At 72.0% G+C, this 20139-nt stretch carries 16 protein-coding genes; 8 read left to right on the top strand and 8 right to left on the bottom strand.

The genetic code is table 11. The features are described from left to right. Nucleotides 1-78: 78 nt before the first annotated feature. A complete protein-coding gene (locus ACIBNA_RS03510; protein WP_399163613.1) occupies nt 79-939 on the bottom strand; it encodes a LysR family transcriptional regulator in 861 nt (286 codons plus the stop codon). 97 nt (nt 940-1036) lie between these two features. On the opposite strand from ACIBNA_RS03510, the gene ACIBNA_RS03505 reads away from it, so the two are divergent. Continuing rightward, nucleotides 1037-2287, top strand: coding sequence for an MFS transporter (locus ACIBNA_RS03505; RefSeq protein ID WP_399163612.1), 1251 nt, complete (start codon nt 1037-1039; stop codon nt 2285-2287). A 5-nt stretch (nt 2288-2292) separates the two neighbouring features. Continuing rightward, nucleotides 2293-2787, top strand: a complete 495-nt coding sequence (locus tag ACIBNA_RS03500; RefSeq protein WP_399163611.1) for a DUF1203 domain-containing protein — start codon at nt 2293-2295, stop codon at nt 2785-2787. Here ACIBNA_RS03500 and ACIBNA_RS03495 read toward each other — a convergent pair. Beyond that, nucleotides 2784-3800, bottom strand: a complete 1017-nt coding sequence (locus tag ACIBNA_RS03495) for an aspartate-semialdehyde dehydrogenase (protein WP_399163610.1) — start codon at nt 3798-3800, stop codon at nt 2784-2786. The two genes, ACIBNA_RS03500 and ACIBNA_RS03495, sit on opposite strands and share 4 nt — an antisense overlap. Before the next feature lie 339 nt (nt 3801-4139). Here ACIBNA_RS03495 and ACIBNA_RS03490 point away from each other — a divergent pair, with 339 nt between their 5' ends. Both ACIBNA_RS03490 and ACIBNA_RS03485 read left to right on the top strand, forming a co-directional pair. Beyond that, nucleotides 4140-4676, top strand: coding sequence for an RNA polymerase sigma factor (locus tag ACIBNA_RS03490; RefSeq protein ID WP_399163919.1), 537 nt, complete (start codon nt 4140-4142; stop codon nt 4674-4676). 1 nt (nt 4677) lies between these two features. Next, on the top strand, nt 4678-5505 hold the full coding sequence (locus tag ACIBNA_RS03485) for a hypothetical protein (protein ID WP_399163609.1): 828 nt from the start codon (nt 4678-4680) through the stop codon (nt 5503-5505). A gap of 60 nt (nt 5506-5565) precedes the next feature. On the opposite strand, the gene ACIBNA_RS03480 is transcribed toward ACIBNA_RS03485, so the two are convergent. Then, nucleotides 5566-8862, bottom strand: coding sequence for a S8 family serine peptidase (locus tag ACIBNA_RS03480; protein WP_399163608.1), 3297 nt, complete (start codon nt 8860-8862; stop codon nt 5566-5568). A gap of 219 nt (nt 8863-9081) precedes the next feature. On the opposite strand from ACIBNA_RS03480, the gene ACIBNA_RS03475 reads away from it, so the two are divergent. The 3 genes from ACIBNA_RS03475 to ACIBNA_RS03465 all read left to right on the top strand — a co-directional run bounded on the left by ACIBNA_RS03475 (nt 9082) and on the right by ACIBNA_RS03465 (nt 12761). Next, entirely contained in the window at nt 9082-9549 is a 468-nt protein-coding gene (locus ACIBNA_RS03475) for an NUDIX hydrolase (RefSeq protein WP_399163607.1), read from the top strand. Nucleotides 9550-9780: 231 nt separating this feature from the next. Further along, nucleotides 9781-11535, top strand: a complete 1755-nt coding sequence (locus ACIBNA_RS03470) for a TIGR03767 family metallophosphoesterase (protein WP_399163606.1) — start codon at nt 9781-9783, stop codon at nt 11533-11535. 92 nt (nt 11536-11627) lie between these two features. After that, complete coding sequence (locus ACIBNA_RS03465) at nt 11628-12761, top strand: serine hydrolase domain-containing protein (protein ID WP_399163605.1); 1134 nt, start codon at nt 11628-11630, stop codon at nt 12759-12761. 65 nt (nt 12762-12826) lie between these two features. Here ACIBNA_RS03465 and ACIBNA_RS03460 read toward each other — a convergent pair whose 3' ends face one another. Beyond that, nucleotides 12827-13867: a hypothetical protein gene (locus tag ACIBNA_RS03460; protein WP_399163604.1), complete on the bottom strand. Its 1041-nt coding sequence runs from the start codon at nt 13865-13867 to the stop codon at nt 12827-12829. A 195-nt stretch (nt 13868-14062) separates the two neighbouring features. Further along, nucleotides 14063-16642, bottom strand: a complete 2580-nt coding sequence (pepN, locus tag ACIBNA_RS03455) for an aminopeptidase N (RefSeq protein ID WP_399163603.1) — start codon at nt 16640-16642, stop codon at nt 14063-14065. 137 nt (nt 16643-16779) lie between these two features. Between pepN and ACIBNA_RS03450 the strand changes: the two genes are divergently transcribed. Beyond that, on the top strand, nt 16780-17418 hold the full coding sequence (locus ACIBNA_RS03450) for a DsbA family protein (protein WP_399163602.1): 639 nt from the start codon (nt 16780-16782) through the stop codon (nt 17416-17418). 3 nt (nt 17419-17421) lie between these two features. Here the strand turns inward: ACIBNA_RS03450 and ACIBNA_RS03445 are convergent, their stop codons facing one another. The 3 genes from ACIBNA_RS03445 to ACIBNA_RS03435 are packed head-to-tail and all read right to left on the bottom strand — an operon-like array spanning nt 17422 to nt 20134. Beyond that, a complete protein-coding gene (locus ACIBNA_RS03445; protein ID WP_399163601.1) occupies nt 17422-17643 on the bottom strand; it encodes a hypothetical protein in 222 nt (73 codons plus the stop codon). Beyond that, nucleotides 17643-18683, bottom strand: a complete 1041-nt coding sequence (locus ACIBNA_RS03440; protein WP_399163600.1) for a glycerophosphodiester phosphodiesterase family protein — start codon at nt 18681-18683, stop codon at nt 17643-17645. Before ACIBNA_RS03440 ends, ACIBNA_RS03445 begins: the two co-directional genes overlap by 1 nt. A 26-nt stretch (nt 18684-18709) precedes the next feature. Then, a complete protein-coding gene (locus tag ACIBNA_RS03435) occupies nt 18710-20134 on the bottom strand; it encodes an FGGY family carbohydrate kinase (RefSeq protein ID WP_399163599.1) in 1425 nt (474 codons plus the stop codon). Nucleotides 20135-20139: the final 5 nt, after the last annotated feature.

The following is a 20139-nucleotide window of genomic DNA, read 5'->3' as shown; positions in this document are numbered from 1 at the left end:
CGGTATGGGTGGGTTGCGCCATCTTTCCACGGCAGCTTCGCACGAGGCGACGACCTGGGGATCTCCTAGGGATACCCCTCACCCGGCGAGGGTCCGCGCGAACTCCCGTACCGCCGCCGTCTCCCCGTCCCGGTGCCACACGAGGCCGAGAGCCGACTCGGGAACGCCCTCCACCGGTACGAACACCACGTCCTCGCGCCGGTGGTACACGGCCGTGGGCCGGCACAGCAGCATGCCCGCGCGGCCCGCGGCGACCTGGGTCAGGCCCTCCTGGAGGGTGGTCACCGCCGGGCCGGGCACGGTGGACGGGGCGTGGGCGGCCCGCCAGTAGGCGGGGGCCGGGGGAGCGGTCGTGACCAGCGGGGCCGCCGCCACCTGAGCCGCGGTCACCTTCGCGAGGGACGCGAAAGGGTGGTCCCGGCCGACCGCGACCGTCTGGGGCCGCTCGGAGAAGACCGGGCCCAGCACCAGGTCCGGCTCCTCGACGGGAAGCAGGACGACCGCCGCGTCCACCGCGCCCTCGCGCACGGCGCCGAAGGGATCGGCGAGCGGAATCTCCACCACGTCCGTCTCGCACTCCGGGTGCGCGGACCGGAAGTCCCGCACCGCCGCCGTCAGCCCGGTGTCCGCCGTCCCCTGAAAACCGATCCGCAGGGCGCCCTCGACACCCCGGGCGGCGGCCCGCGCGTCGTCCACGGCCTCCCGCAGCCCGCCGTACGCCGGACGCAGCCGCTGCACGAACCGCTCGCCGAGCGGCGTCAGGGCGACGCGGCGGCTGGTGCGGTGCACCAGACGGCCGCCCACCCGGCGCTCCAGCGAGCTCAGCAACTGGCTCACCCGGCTCTGCGAGACGTACAGCCGCTCCCCGGTCCGGCCGAAGTGCAGCTCCTCGGACAGCACCAGGAAGCACTCCAGCTCACGCAACTCCAGCCCCGCCACGGCGGTTTCCCCCTCGATTCCGATCGATCAGTGACGCTCATGCAAGGGTGAGGGCTTCGCCGTTGTTCCCGGGCGGGCCGCGCCAAAGGGTGGAGGCATGCCCTCCACGACCTCCATGACCACCGCCGCGGAGACCGGCACGGGCGGGCCGGCGCGCCCCTGGCCCGCTGTCCTGGCGCTGGCCCTCGCCACCTTCTCCGTCGTCACCACCGAGATGCTCCCGGTCGGCCTGCTCACCTCGCTCGGCTCCGGCCTGCACGTCTGCGCAGGCACCGCCGGGCTCGCCGTCACCCTGCCCGGCCTGGTCGCCGCGGCGAGCGCACCGCTGCTGCCGGTCGCGGCCCGCCGCGCCGACCGGCGCACGGTGCTGTGCGCGCTGCTGCTCCTGCTCGCGGCCGCCAACGTGCTGTCCGCCCTGGCCCCGCACATCGCCGTCCTGCTGCTCGCGCGCGCCCTGGTCGGGGTGTGCATCGGCGGGGTGTGGGCGATCGCGGCCGGGCTGGGGACACGACTGCTGCCGCCGGACCGGGCGGGCCGGGCGACCGCGCTGATCTTCAGCGGGATAGCGGTGGCCTCGGTGCTGGGCGTCCCGGCCGGCACCTTCCTCGGGTCACTCGCGGGCTGGCGCTGGGCGTTCGCCGCGACGGCCGTCCTCGCGACGGCCGTGGCCGCAGCACTGGCCCTCGCCCTGCCGCCGCTGCCGCCCGAACGCCCCGTCAGGCTCGGCACGTTCCCGGCCCTGCTGCGCACGCCGGGGGTGTCCCGCGGCCTGCTGGCGACAGCGCTGCTGGTCACCGGCCACTTCGCGGCGTACACCTACGTCCGCCCGGTCCTGGAACGCGTCCCCGGCCTGGGCGCGGGAACGATCAGCGCCCTGCTCCTCTACTACGGCGTGGCCGGAGTCGCCGGCACCTTCGCGGGCGGATGGCTGGCGGCCCGCGACCCACGCCGGGCCCTGCTGGTCATCGCGGCCGGGCTGGGCACGGTCGTCCCGCTGCTGATCCCGGCGGCGGGCTCACTGGCCGCCTCGACGCTGCTGCTCGTCGTCTGGGGCCTGGTCTACGGGGGCGTCTCGGTGGCCACCCAGAGCTGGCTGTCGGCCGCCGCGCCGAGGGCCCGCGAGGCGGGGTCGGCGCTCTTCGCGGGTGTCTTCAACACGGGCATCGCGCTGGGCGCGTTCACCGGGGGCCGCGCGGCCGACGCACTGGGCCCGACGGCCGTGCTCTGCGTGGGCGGCGGCCTGGCGCTCCTGGCCCTGCCGGTGGCCGTACGGGCCGGGCGGCCGGGGGCAGGGGCAACACGACGTCCGGATCCCGCCGGTCCGCAGGGCCCCGGCGAGCAAACCTGATGAACATGACGACGACGTACCCGCCGCGCCCCATCGACCCGCACACCCTGAAGAACCTGCGCACGGCCGACGACGCGGGCTGCGCACCGGCCCCCTTCACCGACCCCGAGGGCGGCTCCCCGCTCCGCTGCTGCCTGCGCCACAGCGAGCCGGGCGAACGGATCGCCCTGGTCTCCTACGCCCCACTGCGCCGCTGGGCGGCCGACAGGGGCGTCGATCCCGGCGCCTACGACGAACAGGGCCCGGTCTTCATCCACGCCGAGGAGTGCGCGGGCCCGGACACCGACGCCGGCCTCCCCTTCACCAACGCCCACCGCACGGTCCGCCGCTACTCCGCCGAGGGCCGCATCGTGGGCGGTCGGCTGGTCGAGGAGTCGGACGCCTTCGAGCAGGCCCTCACAGAAGCGTTCGACGACCCGGCCGTGGCGCTCGTCCACGTCCGGGCCGTCGAGTACGGGTGTTTCCTCTACGAGGTGCGCAGGGACTTTGACGCCCCCTAGCCCTTCAGCTCGGCCGCCACCAGTTCCGCGATCTGGACCGCGTTCAGCGCGGCGCCCTTGCGGAGGTTGTCGTTGGAGACGAACAGGGCCAGGCCGTTGTCCACCGTCTCGTCGCGGCGGATGCGGCCGACGTAGGACGGGTCCTTGCCGGCGGCCTGGAGCGGGGTGGGGATGTCGGAGAGCTCGACGCCCGGGGCGTCCTTCAGCAGCTCCGTCGCACGCTCCGGGGAGATCGGGCGGGCGAAACGGGCGTTGACCTGGAGGGAGTGGCCGGAGAAGACCGGGACGCGCACGCAGGTGCCGGAGACCTTCAGCCCGGGGATCTCCAGGATCTTGCGGGACTCGTTGCGGAGCTTCTGCTCCTCGTCGGTCTCGTTCAGACCGTCGTCGACGATCGAACCCGCCAGCGGCAGCACGTTGAAGGCGATGGGGCGCTTGTAGACGCCCGGCTCGGGGAAGTCGACCGCTTCGCCGTCGTGCGTGAGCTGGTCCGCTTCGGCGACGACCTTCTGCGTCTGGCCGTGCAGCTCGGCGACGCCCGCGAGGCCGGAGCCGGAGACCGCCTGGTACGTGGCGACGACCAGGGCTTCCAGACCCGCCTCCGCGTGCAGCGGACGGAGCACCGGCATCGCGGCCATCGTCGTGCAGTTCGGGTTGGCGATGATCCCCTTGGGGCGGTTCGCGATCGCGTGCGGGTTCACCTCGGAGACGACCAGCGGGACCTCCGGGTGCTTGCGCCACGCGGAGGAGTTGTCGATCACCACGGCGCCCTGGGAGGCGACCTTCTCGGCCAGCGCCTTGGACGTGGCACCGCCCGCGGAGAACAGCACGATGTCCAGGCCGGTGTAGTCGGCGGTCGCCGCGTCCTCCACCGTCACGCCGTCCAGCTGAGAGCCCGCCGAGCGGGCCGAGGCGAACAGACGCAGCTCCGTGATCGGGAAGTTCCGTTCCTTGAGGATCCTGCGCATGACCGTGCCCACCTGTCCGGTGGCTCCGACGATTCCGACCCTCACGGTGACTCCCTCTCCTGCGTCTCTTCACGTGCTCGTTGCTTGGCCGAGGCTTTTCCATCATGCGGCCGACCACGGCCCGCCTGTCCACTTCTTTCCCCGGTCTGCCCGGGGAGTGGGACGACGGGTCCCGTTCCATGGTTGCGGACATCCGGCGCCCGCCCCCGCTGAGCTGGAGAAATTCGTTCGCCGGGGGGCATACGCCGCAAGGTCGCCTGCCCCTGTTGCTCTCGGCCACACGGGAGTGTGACGTACGCCTCTGTCGCCCCGCTGGAAAAAGGACCGAACGTTCCGGGCGGTGCCGGCGTCGTAGGAGAAACACGGTGAGGGGGGTGGCTTGTGCTGCTGCGCGGAAGGGCCCGGCGCGGCCGGGAGGCGCACGCCGGTACCGGCGACGATCCGCTGGACGCGGCACAGGAGCGCCGGGTGCGGGCGGTGCTCGCACTGGGCGGAGTGCCGCAGGCGGACCTGCCGGACGGGGTACAGCAGGTCCGCCTGCGGCTGCTGGAGCGGGCCGCGAGCGGCCGGGAGGCACCGCGGGACGTATCGGCGTGGGCGGCGGTCGTCGCCTCCAACCTCGCCATGGACTGGCACCGGGCCAAGCGCCGCCAGGAGCGCCTCGGGGAGCGGCTGGCCGCCCTGCGACAGCTGGAGCACCCCTCCGGCGAGGACACCAGCGTGCTGTCCGTCGCCGTCGCCCAGGGCCTGGACGCACTGCCCGACGCCCAGCGGCAGGTCGTCGTGCTGCGCTTCTACGCCGACCTGCCGGTCCGGTCCATCGCCGAGCAGCTCGGCGTCCCGGAGGGCACGGTCAAGAGCAGGCTGCACACGGCGGTACGGGCCCTGCGCGCCCGCCTGCACGAGGACGAGGTGGTGTGACATGCCCGCCCGGAACGACGACGACCGGCGCGACGCCGACTACGACGGCCTGGACGCGCTGATGGCAGCGCTCATCGACGAACCGCTGCCGGAGGGGGCCAGGCGGGACGGGTCCTTCATGGCAGCCCACCGAGCGGCCGCCGCGGACGTGACACTGCTGCGGCAACAGCTGCTGCTGATCGGGGAGACGCTGGCGCACGACCCCGGGGCGGAGGCAGGGGCAGCCGGTATCGAGCCGGCGGTGGAGTCCCAGGAGGCAGCGTCGCGGTCCGGGCAGGAAGGGGGAGCCGGGGCCGGTGTGGTCTCCCTGGCTGGGCGGCGTAGCCGTCCTCGGCCCCTGGTCGTGGCACTGCGGGGGCTCGCCGCGGCCGTGGCCGCCGGCGCTGTGGTGGGTATGGGCTGGCTCGTCGTGCAGAGCGGTTACGGGTCGGGGGAGGACACAGCGGGCAGCTCGGCCGCCGACAGCGCGGCCGGTCGGCGGCACGGCGACCAGGAATCCGGGCTCGGCCACGCCGGGTACCTCGCCTGCGCCCGGCTCGTGGCCGAGGGCACCGTCGCCGAGGTCGAACCGGTCCCCGGCACCGGCCAGGACCGCGTCACCCTCGACGTGGACCGCTACTACAAGCCCGCCAAGGGCCAGGACCGGATCGTCTTCCCCAGGGAGGAGGGCGTCGGACCCCGGGCGCGGCCGGGCGACCGCGTGCTCGTCGGGATCACGCGCGGGCAGGCCCAGCCGGACCTGTGGAGCGTCGGGGAGAAGGAGATCGCCTCCGAACGGGCCTGGATCACCGCCGCCCTGCCCGCGTCGGGAACCCTTCCCTGCGAGTGAGCACAAACGCCGAGGGCGGGCGTCCGTCCGGACGCCCGCCCTCCTGATGTCGTCGAACCGCTACGGCAGGACCTTCTCGATCTTCACGCTGCCCACGCCCGCGGCCGTCCCGCGCGCGTTGACCAGCTGGACCTGGCCGAAGAACTCACGCCCCTCGGGCGCTGCCGCCGCGGCGGTGACGCTGCCCGAGAACGTCGCCGAGTCGCCCGTGCCGAGCTTCACCGGCGCCGTCCCTTCGACGGTGATGCTGCCGAGGGAGGGAGCGAAGAACACGTCCCGGTAGTCGTACTCGGTCGTGCCGGCCGGCACCGAGTAGCCGACGACCTGGACGGTGTACTTGCCGGCCGCCGGGGAGGGCACGGAGACCGACTCCTCCGAGTCGCCGTCCGTGGAGCTGCCCGCCAGCTTGCCGGCGGCGTCGTAGACCAGGAGGTCCAGGTCGGCGGCGGCGTCCGAGACGCGGCCGATGGCGACGTCCAGCGACTTCGCGCCTGCGGGCACCTCGACCGTGGTGGTCTGCATCTCGTTCTGCTTGATCGACGGACGGATCGTCTTCGACGAGCCGAGCGAACCGCCCACCAGTTTGCCGTCGATCGCGGCGAAGCCGTTCGTCACCTTCCAGGAGGCGGCGGCCGGTGTGCCGACCTTCGCCTCGGGCACGGTCACGGTCTCCGGCTCGAAGGCCGCGCCGAGCACGGCGACGTCCAGCTTGTACGGGTTGTCGAGCAGCGGCGACGTACGGCGCGACTCGACCTCGATCTCCCACACGCCGGGCTTCGGGTCCGCGTAGGAACGCAGGTCCGGGCGGCAGGTGTTGGCCGGGTTCGAGTAGTTCGGGTAGCAGTTGACCGTCGACGTCGGGTCGGCCGGGACGCCGAACGGGTGGATGGAGATGAACCGGGTCTGGCTCTTGTCCTGCAGCCCGCTCATCGCGACCTCGAGCGTCTTCGCGCCCTCGGGCACGGTGACGTAGTAGTGCCGCGAGCTGTTGCGCTGCACCGAACCGGACGCGGAGAACGTGGACTTCAGCGGCGCCGCGACCACGACCGTGTTCAGGACCTGCTTGTCGATGCCCTCGGTCTTCGGGTCGTCGACCTCCAGGATCGCGCTCTTGATGCCCGCGGACTTCGGCGCGGCCTGGACCTTGACGGTGACCGGCTTGTTCAGCGGCAGCTTCACCTCGTCGGAGCCGACGATCCGGAACGTGCCGCCCGCGTTGTTCTCGAAGTGCAGCTCGTGCCGGATCGCCTTGTCGGCGCCGGACGTACGGGTGACGGTGATCTCGTACGTCTTCTTCTGGCCGGCCTTCAGGCCGCCCTCACGGTCGTACAGACCCGTGCCGTAGCCGGGCGTCTTGAGCTTGTCGTCCATCGCGGTGTCGACCGGCGCCTTGACCGTGTAGGCGTGCGAGGTGGCGCCGTCGCGGATCGAGTCCCAGGCGTCCTCGATGTTCATCAGGCCCGCGCCCTCCTCGTACGCCTGCACACCCTTGATGTGGTCGGCGGTCGAGGTGAGGGCCGTGCGCAGGGTCGCCGGCGTGAGGTCGATCTTCTTCTGCTTCGCGGCCGACAGCAGCAGCGCGGCGGCGCCGGCGGCCTGCGGGGAGGCCATCGAGGTGCCCTGGAGCATGCCGTAGCCGGCCGGCAGGGAGTAGCCCGCCTCGGCGACCGGAGCACCCGGCATCCAGGTCTGGATGGTGTTGATCGCGGCACCCGGGGCGACCAGGGTCGGGGTGAAGCCGCCGTCCTCACGCGGGCCGCGCGAGGAGAACGGCATCAGCGCGTACTTCTTCTCCACGACCGAGCCGTAGTTGGCGGCCCAGGTCTCCTTGGAGACGGACGCGCCGACCGAGATGACCTTGTCGGCCAGGGCCGGGTCGCCGATGGTGTTGGTGCCGGGGCCGGAGTTGCCCGCGGAGATCACCAGCTGGACGCCGTAGGTGTCGATCAGGCGCGTGTACAGCTCGGCGCGCGCGTTGTTGCCGTCGTTCAGCGCCGGCAGGCCGCCGATGGACATGTTGACGATGTCGACGCCGCGCTTGGTGACGAGGTCGATCATGCCCTCGGTCAGCGCCACGTTGGTGCAGCCGCCGGACCAGGTGCAGGCGCGCGAGGAGACGAGCTTGGCGCCCGGAGCCGCGCCGTCCATCTTGCCGCCGAACAGGCCGTTCGCGGCGGTGATGCCGGCGACGTGCGTGCCGTGCTCGGACTCGATGACGCCGATGTTGACGAAGTCGGCCTTCGCGCCGGTGCCGTTGTGGACGACGTCCTTGCGGATCTCGACGACGAACGGCTGCCGCTCGGCGATGTCGGTCTTCGGGTCGTCGGTGCCGAAGTACCCGATCTGGAAGCCGTCCTTGTACGGCTTCATCGCGGTGTCGTCACCGAAGTCGTTGTTGTTGTTCAGGTCGACCCGGACCGTGCCGGCGGCCGGGTCGTACAGCACGCCCCAGGAGTCCGTGGTGTCGCCGTCGCGGTTGGCGTCACCCGCGGCGTCACCGCCGGTGGTGTACGACTCCTTGAAGGTGTTCACCCGGTACGAGCCCGAAGGCGCCGTCCAGGTCCTGCCGTCGTGCGTGAACGTGGGGCCCGAGACGGAGGTGTCCATCCGGCGCCAGGTGTTGTCGCTGTCGACGACCGGGTCCGTCGCCGTCACCCAGTCGACGATCTTCCGCTCGCCGGTCGTGGTCTTCTGGAGCGCCGGGTGGCCCAGGTCGACGCCGGAGTCCAGGATGCCGATGGTGATGCCGCGGCCGTCCGCCTTCGGGTGGTCCTCGACGAAGTCGACCGCGCCCGTCTCGAAGGACGGGTTGTACGGGTTCTCCGCGGGGGTCATCCTCCCCGGCGCCGGGTACGTCCCCGCGGCGGCCTCGGCGCCCTTGACGGCGTCCGCAGCCGGCGTCGGGTCGTCCAGCGGGATCTCCTCGCGCAGGTCGATGCCGTGCACGGAGGAGAGCTTGGCGGCGGCGGCGATGGCCGAGTCCGCCCGGGACGTCGGGACGGTGGCGCGGACGTAGCCCAGCTTGTCGTCGGCCCGGCCCACCGAGCCGCCCTTGACCGCGTCCAGCTGACCGGCGACCTGCTCGGTCTGCCCGGGCGCGGTGGCGATCATCATGGTGACGGTCTTGTCGCCGTCGGCCTTGGCCTCCGCGAGCAGGTCCGCGTCGCCCGAACCGAGCTTGTCGTGCGCGGACTTGACGTCGGCGTCGGCCGGGGCGGACGCGCCCGGCTCGTCGGCGGCGAAGGCCAGGGGGACCGGCCCGGCCGCGGAGAGCGCGGCGACGAGACCGGCGGCCACGGCGATGCGCGCCACGCGTCTGCGGGCCGATATCGGGTCGCGCTGGGGGGTGTTGGTCATCGGCATCCCTTGTAGGTAAAGGAACGAGCGGGAGCGACCGGGACCGATCGGCCCTGGTCGCGACCGTCCGGAACGCAGGCCCGGACGATCGCACAGCTTTACGTAAGGGGAGGTTCTTTGGGGAGGGTTGACCGAATCGAAATGGATGTATGGGGAAAACCCGCGATGCGTTTTGCGGGCATGAGTCCCGAAGGCGGCGAAATCGGTTAACGTCCCGGAGTGCGACAGAAGTTGAGGGTGGCGGCCTACGCCGTATGCGTCCGTGACGGACAGATCCTGCTCGCCCGCTCCCCGGCTCCCGACGGCACCCCCGAGTGGGTCATGCCCGGCGGCGGCATGGAGCACGGCGAGGACCCCTACGACACCGTGCGGCGGGAGGTCGAGGAGGAGACCGGGTACCACATCGAGGTCACCGGACTGCTCGGCGTGAACTCCTCCCGCCACACCCTCCGCGAAGGCCTCGGACGCGCCGTCGACCATCACGCGGTCCGCTTCGTCTACGAGGGCCGCATCATCGGCGGCGAACTGCGCAACGAGGTGGGCGGCTCCACCGACCTGGCGGCCTGGCAGGACCTGGACGCGGTGCCCGGACTGGTCCGGGTCGGGATGGTCGACATAGCACTGCGCCTGTGGCGGGAGCGGCCGGCCACCGGACGGCTCGCCGGCCTCATGGAGGAGGTGGAATAGGTGCACTACCCCGGAAGATGAACACCGCGTGACCGACTCCCGGCCGTTCCAGGTGCGACCGGCGACGCGCAGGGTAGTCCAAGATCCACGTACGGTGATCGGCGCTGCGCGTTGCCACACCGTTTACGCGCAGGTCATTCCCAGTGCCAACGATCCAGTACGAGCGGGATGTTCGCGTGTTGGACATCCCGCGACCACTGCCGACGCGTTCGCACTCGGGGAGAGAAGCGCATGTCGCGCACACGCTCAGTCGCCGGCTCCGGCCAGGGCATCCACCGTCGTTCCGTCCTCGCCGCCACCGGAGCGGTCGCCCTGTCCGCCGGCGTCGGTTACGCCCTGCGGCCCAGCGACAGCCAGGCCGCCACCGCCAAGGAGACCACCGAGGCCGTCGCCGCCTCCTCGCGCCAGGCGCCGGCAGCGCCGCTGGCCCCGTACACCAAGGGCACGACCGTGGCGTCCGTGGCCACCCCGCGCGGCTCCGGCTACCGGCGTCTGGGCGACGGACCCGGCTGGCGGCGGGTCGTGCGCTCCGACCTGGCCGCGCCCAAGTCCGGCCGCGCCGGGCGCCGGACCGCGCTCGCGGCGTTCGTCCAGCTCACCGACCTGCACATCATCGACGCCCAGCACCCGCTGCGCCTGGAGTACCTGCGCTCGGCCGACGTGCACGCCTGGCGGCCGCACGAGGCGCTGACCGTGCAGGGCGCGATCGCGCTGGTGGAGCGGATCAACGCGCTGCGCGGCGCCCCCGTCACCGGCACCCCGCTGCACTTCGCCATGACCACCGGCGACAACACGGACAACAACGCCAAGTCCGAGCTGGAGTGGTTCCTGAAGATCATGAGCGGCGGGCGCATCACGCCCAACACCGGTGACCCGCGCCGCTACGAGGGCGTCCAGAACAGCAGCCTCAAGCTCTACTGGCAGCCGGAAGCCCCGGTCCGCGACACCGACAAGCAGGCCGGCTTCCCGCACCTCGACGGCTTCCTCAAGGCCGCGATCCGCGAGGTGCGAAGCCCCGGCCTCAACCTGCCCTGGTACTCCACGGTCGGCAACCACGACTCCATGCCGATGGGCTGCTACGCCTCGCACGGCGACTCCTACCTCACCGAACTCGCCGTCGGCGGCAAGAAGCTGATGAACGTGTCCGCCGCCGAGGCGCAGCGGCTGCTGACCCTCATCAAGAAGGCCCGGGACCCCGAGGGCGTCCACTACCACGACTTCCTCAAGACCCACGCCCGGGCCACGCGCTCGGTCACCCCCGACGAGAGCCGCGCCCCCTTCACCCCCACCGAGTACATCCAGGCGCACCTGGACCCGGCCTACCGCGGCATCGGCCCGGCCGGCCACGGCTACTCCTCCGCCAACCTCGACACGGGCACCCAGTACTACGCCTTCCGCGTCTCCGACGACGTCATCGGCATCAGCCTGGACACCACCGACGCCGGCGGCCACTACGAGGGCTCGCTCGGCACGGCCCAGCTGAAGTGGCTCGACCGGACACTGCGGGAGAACAAGGACTCCTACGCGGTGATCTTCAGCCATCACACCAGCAAGACGATGACGAACACCCGCATCGACCCGGCCCGCCCCAACGAGCGCCGGCACAACGGCCAGGAGGTCCTCGCCCTCCTCGGCGGCCACCGCAACGTGCTCGCCTGGGTGAACGGCCACATCCACAAGAACGTCATCACCCCGCACTCGATGTCCGGCGGCGGCTCCTTCTGGGAGATCTCCACGGCCTCCCACGTCGACTACCCCCAGCTCGCCCGGATCATCGAGCTGACCGACAACAAGGACGGCACGGTCTCCCTGTTCACCACGCTGGTGGAGTCCTCGGCCCCGCACCGCACGGACTTCTCCGACCTCTCCCAGACCGGCCTCGCGGCCCTCTACCGCGAGCTGTCCCTCAACGCCCCCGGCGCGAGCACGACCCTCGGCGGCGACCCGGAGGACCGCAACACCGAGCTGGTGCTGAAGAAGGGCTGAATCCCGCCCGACCACGCCCGGGCCGGTCAACTCCGGCCCGGCGGCTCGGGTCCCACCCCCTGACACCACTCGACGTGACGGGGGCAGGGGACATGAACAGACGCGTAGGCACGATCCTGACGGCGGCGACGGCCGTGGCACTGTCGGCGGCCCTGGCGGGCCCCGCGGTCGCGGCCCCGCCCACCGGCGGCCACGACGCGACCCGGCAGGCGGTGCGGGCCGCGGTCGCCGAGGGCGTGCCGGGCGTGACCGTGAGAGTGCAGCGGGGACACGGGGTGTGGGCGGCCACGGCCGGCGTCGGAAACCTCAAGACGGGCGAGCCACGTTCGACGCGGGATCACTACCGCATCGGCAGCGCGTCGAAGACGTTCATCGCCACCGTCGTCCTGCAACTGGCGGCCGAGGGCGAGCTCTCGCTCGACGACACCGTGGAGAAGTGGCTGCCGGGCGTGGTGCACGGCAACGACCACGACGGCAGCCGCATCACCATCCGCCAGTTGCTCAACCACACCAGCGGCGTCTTCGACCTGCTGGCCGACGAGACCTTCCAGCGGACGTACATGCTCAAGGAGGGCTTCTTCCGGCACCGCTTCGACACGACGACGCCCCGGGACCTGGTCGCGATGGCCATGACCAACCGGCGGGACTTCGAGCCGGGCACCTCGTGGAAGTACTCCAACACCAACTACATCCTGGCCGCGATGGTGATCGAGAAGATCACGGGCCGCCCGTACGGGGAGGCGGTCGAAGACCGCGTCATCGAACCGCTGGGGCTGACGGCCACGTCCGTCCCGCGCACCCGGACCACCGTCCCCCAGCCCAGCAGCCGCGCCTACAGCAAGCTGGCGAGGACCCCGGACGGTCCGGCCTACGACGTCACGGAGTTCAGCCCCTCCTTCGCCTACTCGGGCGAGATGATCTCCGACTCGGCCGACCTGAACCGCTTCTTCTCGGCGCTGCTGCGCGGCAAGGTGCTCCCGCCGCGGCAGCTGAAGGAGATGAAGACCACCGTCCCGACGAAGCCGGACGAGGCCTACGGCCTGGGCCTGAGGTCCTACGCGCTGAGCTGCGGCATCACCGTCTGGGGCCACGGCGGCGACCTCCACGGCTCGCACTCCAGGGCCCTCACCACCGCCGACGGCCGCCACTCGCTCGCTCTCAACTTCAACGGCGACTGGTCGGGCGACAGCGACGCGATCGTCGAGGCGGAGTTCTGCGGCAAGTAGCCCACGAGGAGGGGCCCGGAGAACCCGGCGGCCCCTCCCCTCCTGGCCCTGCCCCCGGTCCGTCACTACCGGGGCAATACCACGACGTACGCGGCCGGTTCGCGGTCGGCCGAGGCCATCAGGGCCGTGCGGACCACCGTCGCCTGCTGTTCCGGACAGTCGCGGAGCTTCCTGGGTGTGATGTGGACGACCGTGATACCGAGGCGCTCCAGGTGCTCGCGCTTGCGGGCGTACTCGGACCACAGGGCGTCGTCGTCCTGCCGGGGCGCCCGTGTGTCCAGCTCCAGCGCCACCGCGTGGGCGGGCCAGTACGCGTCCAGACCTCCGAGGTAGGGGCCGCCGGGCAGGCGCAGGTCCACGTTCCAGACCGGGTCGGGCAGGTCGTACTCGCGCACCATCCGGTACAGGCGGTCCTCCGCGATCACCCGGCCCTCGGCCAGCAGGGACTCCACGGCGGCCACCACGTGCGGACGGCTCAGCAGCCGCGCCTGGTTCAGCTCCCGCACCACCGCCGCCGGCTCACAGTGGGCGCCGCGCACCGCCTCCGTCATCAGCCGGCGCACGACGCCGGCGTCCGCGAGCTCGGCCACCGCGTCGGCCAGCGCGCGGGCGACCGGGGCCACCGACAGGCCCGTGACCTGCTCGGGGGCCGGCAGCGCCGCACTGCGGACGATGCGCGCACAGCCCGTCGAGCGCAGCCGGCGCAGCCGCGGGACCAGGACGTCGATCGCGTCCAGGGCCGGCAGCGGGGGAGTGGAGGAGAAGCCGTGCAGCGTCAGGGCGGCCAGGCCGGTGATCATCGCATCCGGGTAGGCGGGGGCGTGTCCCTCGCCCGCGCGGGGCTGGGCGGGGACACCCGTGCCGCGCTCCCGCGCCGCGTACATCAGCACCGCGTGCAGCCGCTCCTCGCTGGTCGGCGGGCCCGGGTGCAGCAGGACGACGCCCGGCAGGAGCTGCTGCCAGGGTCCGCCGGGGCGGCACTGCTCGTTCGTCTCGGACGTCGTCACGCCGTGCGAGCGGAGCTGCGCGACCGTCATGACGCGGAGCCTGCCGCGGCCGGACACGTCGTGCAGGGGGCGGTGGGAGAGCGGGGTGTTGTGGGTCATGACCCGCAATTTCCCGCGCTCCGACCGCTCTTTAACCGTTGTTACAGGCCCGTCGACAAATACGGACAACCCAGCCCTAAAGGACGGGTGTTCGGATGCCGAAAGTCCCTGGTCCGTTCGGGTGTGGGCCAGGGTTACGGCTTGCGGGGCACGCATCTCGTAACGATGGCCGAACGCCCAAATCTCAGGCCAAAGCTACTGGTCAGAGGCCGCGTCGCGCTCTTGCCCCCGCAGCGCCCGCGCCAGATCGTCCCGGGCCTCCAGCACCAGCCGGCGCAGGGCCGGGGCCGCCTCCCGGTGGGCCTCCAGCCATGCGTCCGTGGCGTCGAGGGTCTCCCGGGACTGCTGGAGCGAGGGGAACATGCCCTGCACCACATGCATCCCGATCTGGATCGACCGCTCGGCCCACACCCGCTCGATCGCCGCGAAGTACTTCTGCGCGTACGGCGCGAGCAACTCCCGCTGCGAGCCCTGGGAGAAGCCCGCGATGGTCGCCTCGATCATGGCGTTGGACAGCGCGTCGGACTCCACGACCTGCGCCCACGCCTGCGCCTTGACCGCCTTTGACGGACGGGCGGCCAGGCAGCGCACCTGGTGGCGCTTGCCGGAGGCCGTGTCGTCCCGGGCCAGCTCCTCGGCCAGCGCCTTCTCGTCCACCACCCCGTGCGCGGCCAGCGGCTCCAGGAACACCCACCGCAGCTCCTGGTCCAGGTCGAGGCCCTCGATCGACGCCGTGCCCGCCAGCAGGTCGCTCAGCAGCTCGAAGTCGGCGTCGGCGGTGGCCGTCCGGGCGAAGAAACGCGCCCACGCGAGCTGGTGCTCGCTGCCGGCCTCGGCCGCGTACAGCTCGCGCCGCGCGCCCTCGGCGAGGAGGCGGGCGGTCGTCTCCCGGCGGGCGGGCGCCGTGTAGTGCGTGAGGGCCGACTCGGCCCACGCGTGCAGCATCTGCAGCACGCCGATCTCGGACTCGCTCCCCGCGAACCGCAGCACCAGGTCCACGAAGTCCCTCGCCGGGAGCAGCGCGTCCCGCGTCATGTTCCACAGCGCCGACCAGCACAGGGCGCGCGCCAGCGGGTCGGTCACCGACCCCAGGTGCTCGCGCAGCGTCGCCAGCGAGGTCTCGTCGAAGCGGATCTTGCAGTACGTCAGGTCGTCGTCGTTGACCAGGACCAGATCGGGCGCCTCGGCGCCGGACAGTTCCGCCACGACCGTGCGCGCGCCGTCGACGTCCGCCTCGGCGCGCGCGTACCGCTCGACCGTCCCGCCGTCCGTCACCCGGTACAGGCCCACCGCCACCCGGTGCGGGCGCAGTTCCGGATGCGACTCGGCCGCCTCCTGCACCACGGCCAGCTCGTCGACGCGGCCCCGCGGGTCCAGCAGCAGCTGCGGGGTCAGCGAGTTCACCCCGGCCGTCTGGAGCCAGGACCGCGCCCACGCGCTCATGTCCCGGCCGCTGGTCTCCTCCAGCACCGACAGCAGGTCACCGAGGCGCGTGTTGCCGTACGCGTGCCGCTTGAAGTAGCGCCGGGCGCCCTCCAGGAACGCGTCCTGGCCGACGTACGCCACGAGCTGCTTCAGCACCGACGCGCCCTTGGCGTAGGTGATGCCGTCGAAGTTCAGCTTGGCGTCCTGGAGGTCGCGGATGTCGGCCGTGATCGGGTGCGTGGAGGGCAGCTGGTCGGCCCGGTAGGCCCACGACTTGCGGCGGTTGGCGAAGGTGACCCAGCCGTTGACGAAGCGGGTCGCGCCGACCAGCGAGAACTCGCCCATGAAGTCCGCGAACGACTCCTTCAGCCACAGGTCGTCCCACCACTCCATGGTGACCAGGTCGCCGAACCACATGTGCGCCATCTCGTGCAGGACGACGTTGGCCCGGCCCTCGTAGGACGCCTGCGTCACCTTGCCCCGGAAGATGTACTCCTCCCGGAACGTCACCAGGCCCGGGTTCTCCATCGCGCCCAGGTTGTACTCGGGCACGAACGCCTGGTCGTACTTCCCGAACGGGTACGGGTAGTCGAAGTGGTCGTGGAAGAAGTCCAGGCCCTGCTTGGTGACCAGGAAGACGTCCTCGGAGTCGAAGTAGGGCGCGAGGCCCTTGCGGCACAGCGCGCCGAGGGGGATCTCCAGCGTCGTGCCGTCCGGATACGTACGGGAGTAGCTGTCCGTCACGTAGTGGTAGGGGCCCGCAACCACACAGGTGATGTACGTCGAGATCGGCTTGGTCTCGGCGAACCGCCAGACCCCGTCGGCCTGTTCGCCCACGCCGTTGCTCCACACCGTCCAGCCCTCCGGAGCCCGCACCTCGAAGCGGAAGGGGGCCTTGAGGTCGGGCTGCTCGAAGTTCGCGAAGACCCGGCGGGAGTCGGCCGGCTCGTACTGCGTGTACAGGTACACCTCGCCGTCCTCGGGGTCGACGAAGCGGTGCAGCCCCTCGCCGGTGCGGGAGTAGGCGCATCGCGCGTCGACGACCAGCTCGTTGTCGGCGGCCAGGTCCTCCAGCGTGATCCGCGAGCCGTCGAAGACCTCGCCGGGGTCCAGATCCCGGCCGTTGAGTGAGACGGCCGTCACACTCGGCGCGATCAGGTCGGCGAAGCTGCTCGCCCCGGGCTCGTTGCAGCGGAACCGGACGGTCGTGACGGACCGGAACGTGCGGGGCCCTTCGGTGTCGTCCTCGCCGACCGCGGACCGCAGGTCGAGGGACACCTCGTACCCGTCGACGCCGATCAGGGCGGCCCGCTCCCGGGCCTCGTCGCGGGACAGATTCTCACCGGGCACGGGCGGAACTCCTCAAGCGTCGTCGGATACGGCTGAACAGCACCGATCCTGCCATGTGCCCCTGACGCGGGGCAGCCGGGAATGACAGGGGCGGGCATTGGCGTTCCCGGAGAAACGGTTTCCTCATGAGGAGAGACATGTCGGACAAGACGCCCGTCGACTTCTGGTTCGACCCGCTGTGCCCCTGGGCCTGGATGACCTCCCGCTGGGTGCTGGAGGTGGAGAAGGTCAGGGACATCGAGGTCCGCTGGCACGTCATGAGCCTTGCCGTGCTCAACGAGGACAAGCTCGACGAGCTGCCCGAGGAGTACCGCGAGCTGCTCGAGACCAAGGCGTGGGGTCCCGTCCGGATCGTCATAGCGGCACAGCAGGAGCACGGCGCCGAGGTGCTGGGCGACCTCTACACCGCGCTCGGCACCCGCATCCACAACCAGGGCGAGGGCTCGGAGAAGGAGACGGTCGCCGCCGCCCTGAAGGACGTCGGCCTGCCCGAGTCCCTCATGGAGCACTGGGACGCCACCCGTTACGAGCCCGAGCTGCGCGCCTCCCACAAGGAGGGCATCGACAAGGTCGGCCAGGAGGTCGGCACCCCGGTCATCGCCGTGCCCGGCGCCGACGGCGAGCAGCTCGCCTTCTTCGGCCCGGTCGTCACCCCGGCCCCGAAGGGCGAGGAGGCCGCCCGCCTCTGGGACGGCACCCTCGCCGTGGCCTCGGTGCCGGGCTTCTACGAGATCAAGCGCACCCGCACCAAGGGCCCGGACTTCTCCAACCTGTAGGGGTCACACCGAGGCGTCGGCTCCCGGGTTCTGCATGTCCTCCGGGAGCCGGCCCCCGCCGGCCTGATGGCCCCAGGGCTGGTACCACCGGCAGCCCGGAGCGGTACAGCGCCACAGGTCCGTGCGGTGCGTCCCGAGCGCCTTTCTCTCCTCGGGCTCGAGCGGCGTGAAGACCTGCGTTCCGCTGCCGCCACAGGTCGGGCAGTGCTTGTCCTTGAAGAACATCAGCCCCTCCTCGCCATCACCGCCAGGTCGGGGAAGTCGGTCACCACCGCGTCGACTCCCCAGCGGTAGTACAGCGCGTACTCGGCGAACGCGTCCCCGAAATCGGTGCTTCCGGCGCCGCGCCGGAACTCCGCCGGAAGGAACTGGTTCTCCGAGCGGAAGGTGTACGGCCCCACGCGCAGGCCCGCCGCGTGGGCGTCCGCGAGGAGCGACGTGCCGACCAGCGACGACTTGTCCGGGCCGATCCAGTCCGCGTACTGCGCGATGTCCGCCAGCCCGGCCGGGGTCATCATCTCCCGGTAGGTCGTCGTGGGCAGGTCGTACGGCCCGCCCGTCGTCCCCAGGGCCTGCCACAGCGGTACCCCCAGGCCCGTCATGCGCTTCAGGCTCGTCGGCTCGAAGGACTGCACGACGCACTCGCGCCTGCCCAGCCGGCCCAGGCGGATCGCGGCCGCCAGTTTCGGCTCCAGCGGCAGGCCGATGGACCGGAAGTACGTCGGATGCTTGGTCTCCGGGAAGACTGCGATCGTCCGGCCGTGCGCCTTCGACAGCTTCCTCGCCAGGTCCACGACCTCCTGGAAGGTCATGACCTCCTCGCGCCCGTCGAACACCGTGTTGCGGTTGCGGACCTGCGGCAGCCGCTCCACCGCCCGCAGCGTCTTCAGCTCGGCGAGGGTGAAGTCCTCCGTGAACCATCCGGTCACGGACCGGCCGTCGACCGTCTTCGTCGTGCGGCGGTCCGCGAACTCCGGGCGGCGGGCCACGTCGGTGGTCTGGGAGATCTCGTTCTCGTGCCGGACCACCAGCACATGGTCCTTCGTCGGCACCAGGTCCGGTTCGATCCAGTCGGCGCCCGTCTGCACGGCGTACGTGTACGAGGCGGCCGTGTGCTCGGGGCGCCAGCCGGCCGCGCCGCGGTGTCCGATGACCAACGGCCCGTCGGCAGGGGCCGCGTGCGCGGCTCCCGCGAGCGCGGGCACGGTCGCGGCCGCCGGGGAGGCGGCCGCCGCGAGCAGGAGAGATCGGCGTCTCAGGTGCATCCAGTTCCCTTTCGCCATCCGGATGTTCAGGTCCTTGCCCCGGCCCGTGCCTCGGCAAGCCGCACCAGGTGCTCCTCGTACCCCTTCGTGTAGTACGCGGCCCGGCCCCGGTCCGGCTCGACGACCTGCGCAGGCCGCGTCCACACCCGCGCGTCCAGCGGCACCCCGTACCGCTCGGCCGCCGCGAGGACCGCGCCCCGCGCGCCCACCTCGCCCTCGACGACCCGCAGGGGCCGCCCGAGCACATCGGCGAGCAGCCGCATCCAGGCGGGGCTGCGGGTGCCGCCGCCGCAGACGGCCAGAGCCCCTGTGAGGCCCGCCGCCTCCAGGCAGTGCCGGGCGGCATAGCCGATGCCCTCGCAGGTGGCGCGGACCAGATCACCCCGGGTGGACTCCAGACAGACACCCGTGAGTTCGGCGCGCAGCCGTGGCTCGACGAAGGGGGCGCGTTCGCCGGAGGGCGCGAAGTACGGCAGCACCCGGACGCCGTTCGCGCCCGGCGGGGTCTTTGCCAGCAGGGCGTCCACCTCGTCGTGCCGCACGCCCGTCGTCGACAGCACCCAGTCCAGGGCCGCCGTGCCGACCATCGCGGGCATGGCGCGCAGCCAGTACCCGGGCCGGTCGGTGGAGATGTACAGGCCGGCCGGTTCGCCCGTCAGGTCCAGCTCGGTCGTGGCGACCAGGCTGGCCAGACAGGTCCCGACGATCAGCAGACCGTCCCCGGGGGCCGTCACCCCGGCGCCCAGCGCACAGGCCGGCAGATCGTACGGGCCGTTGGCGATCCGCGTGCCCGACGGCAGGCCCTCGCCCAGCGCCTCGGCCGTGGCGACCGGGTCGCTCACCGGGGCGAGCAACCCGCGCCGGTGCGTGAGCCCCAGCAGCTCCACGACCCGGTTGTCGTACGTCCGGGTGCGCGGGTCCAGGAAGGGCATCGAGGCGTCCGACACATCCGTCGCCGGGCCCGCCCCCGTCAGCCGCTGGAACACCATGTCCTTGCAGTACAGGGCGGCCTTCGCGGCGTCCAGCGCCTTCGGTTCGTTGCTGTCCAGCCAGGCCAGCAGCGGCCCCGGACAGCCCGGGAACATCGCGCTGCCCGTGCGCCGGAACACCGTCTCGAACGTACCGTCGGCCAGCCACCGGTCGACCAGTTCGTGCGCCCGCCCGTCCATCCAGGAGGCCGCCGGCCGCACGGGCCTGCCCTCGCCGTCGACCAGCCACACCCCGTCGCCCTGCCCGGTGAGCCCGGCGAGCTCGACCGGCCCCGGGACCCGTCCGGTGATCTCGTCGAGCACGGCGACGACCGCCCCGTACACCTCCTCCATGTCCTGCTCGACGAACCCGCCGTGCAGTGTCAGGTCCACCGGCCGGGCGGACACGGCCAGTTCCCGGCCCGTGTCGTCGAAGGCCGCCGCCTTGACCATGGACGTGCCCACATCGATACCGACGTACATGCGGC

This window comes from Streptomyces sp. NPDC050164, from assembly GCF_044459945.1.
Classification (GTDB): domain Bacteria; phylum Actinomycetota; class Actinomycetes; order Streptomycetales; family Streptomycetaceae; genus Streptomyces; species Streptomyces coeruleorubidus_A.
Note: the sequence above shows the minus strand (reverse complement) of the source record. Positions and strands in the feature narration are given on the sequence as shown.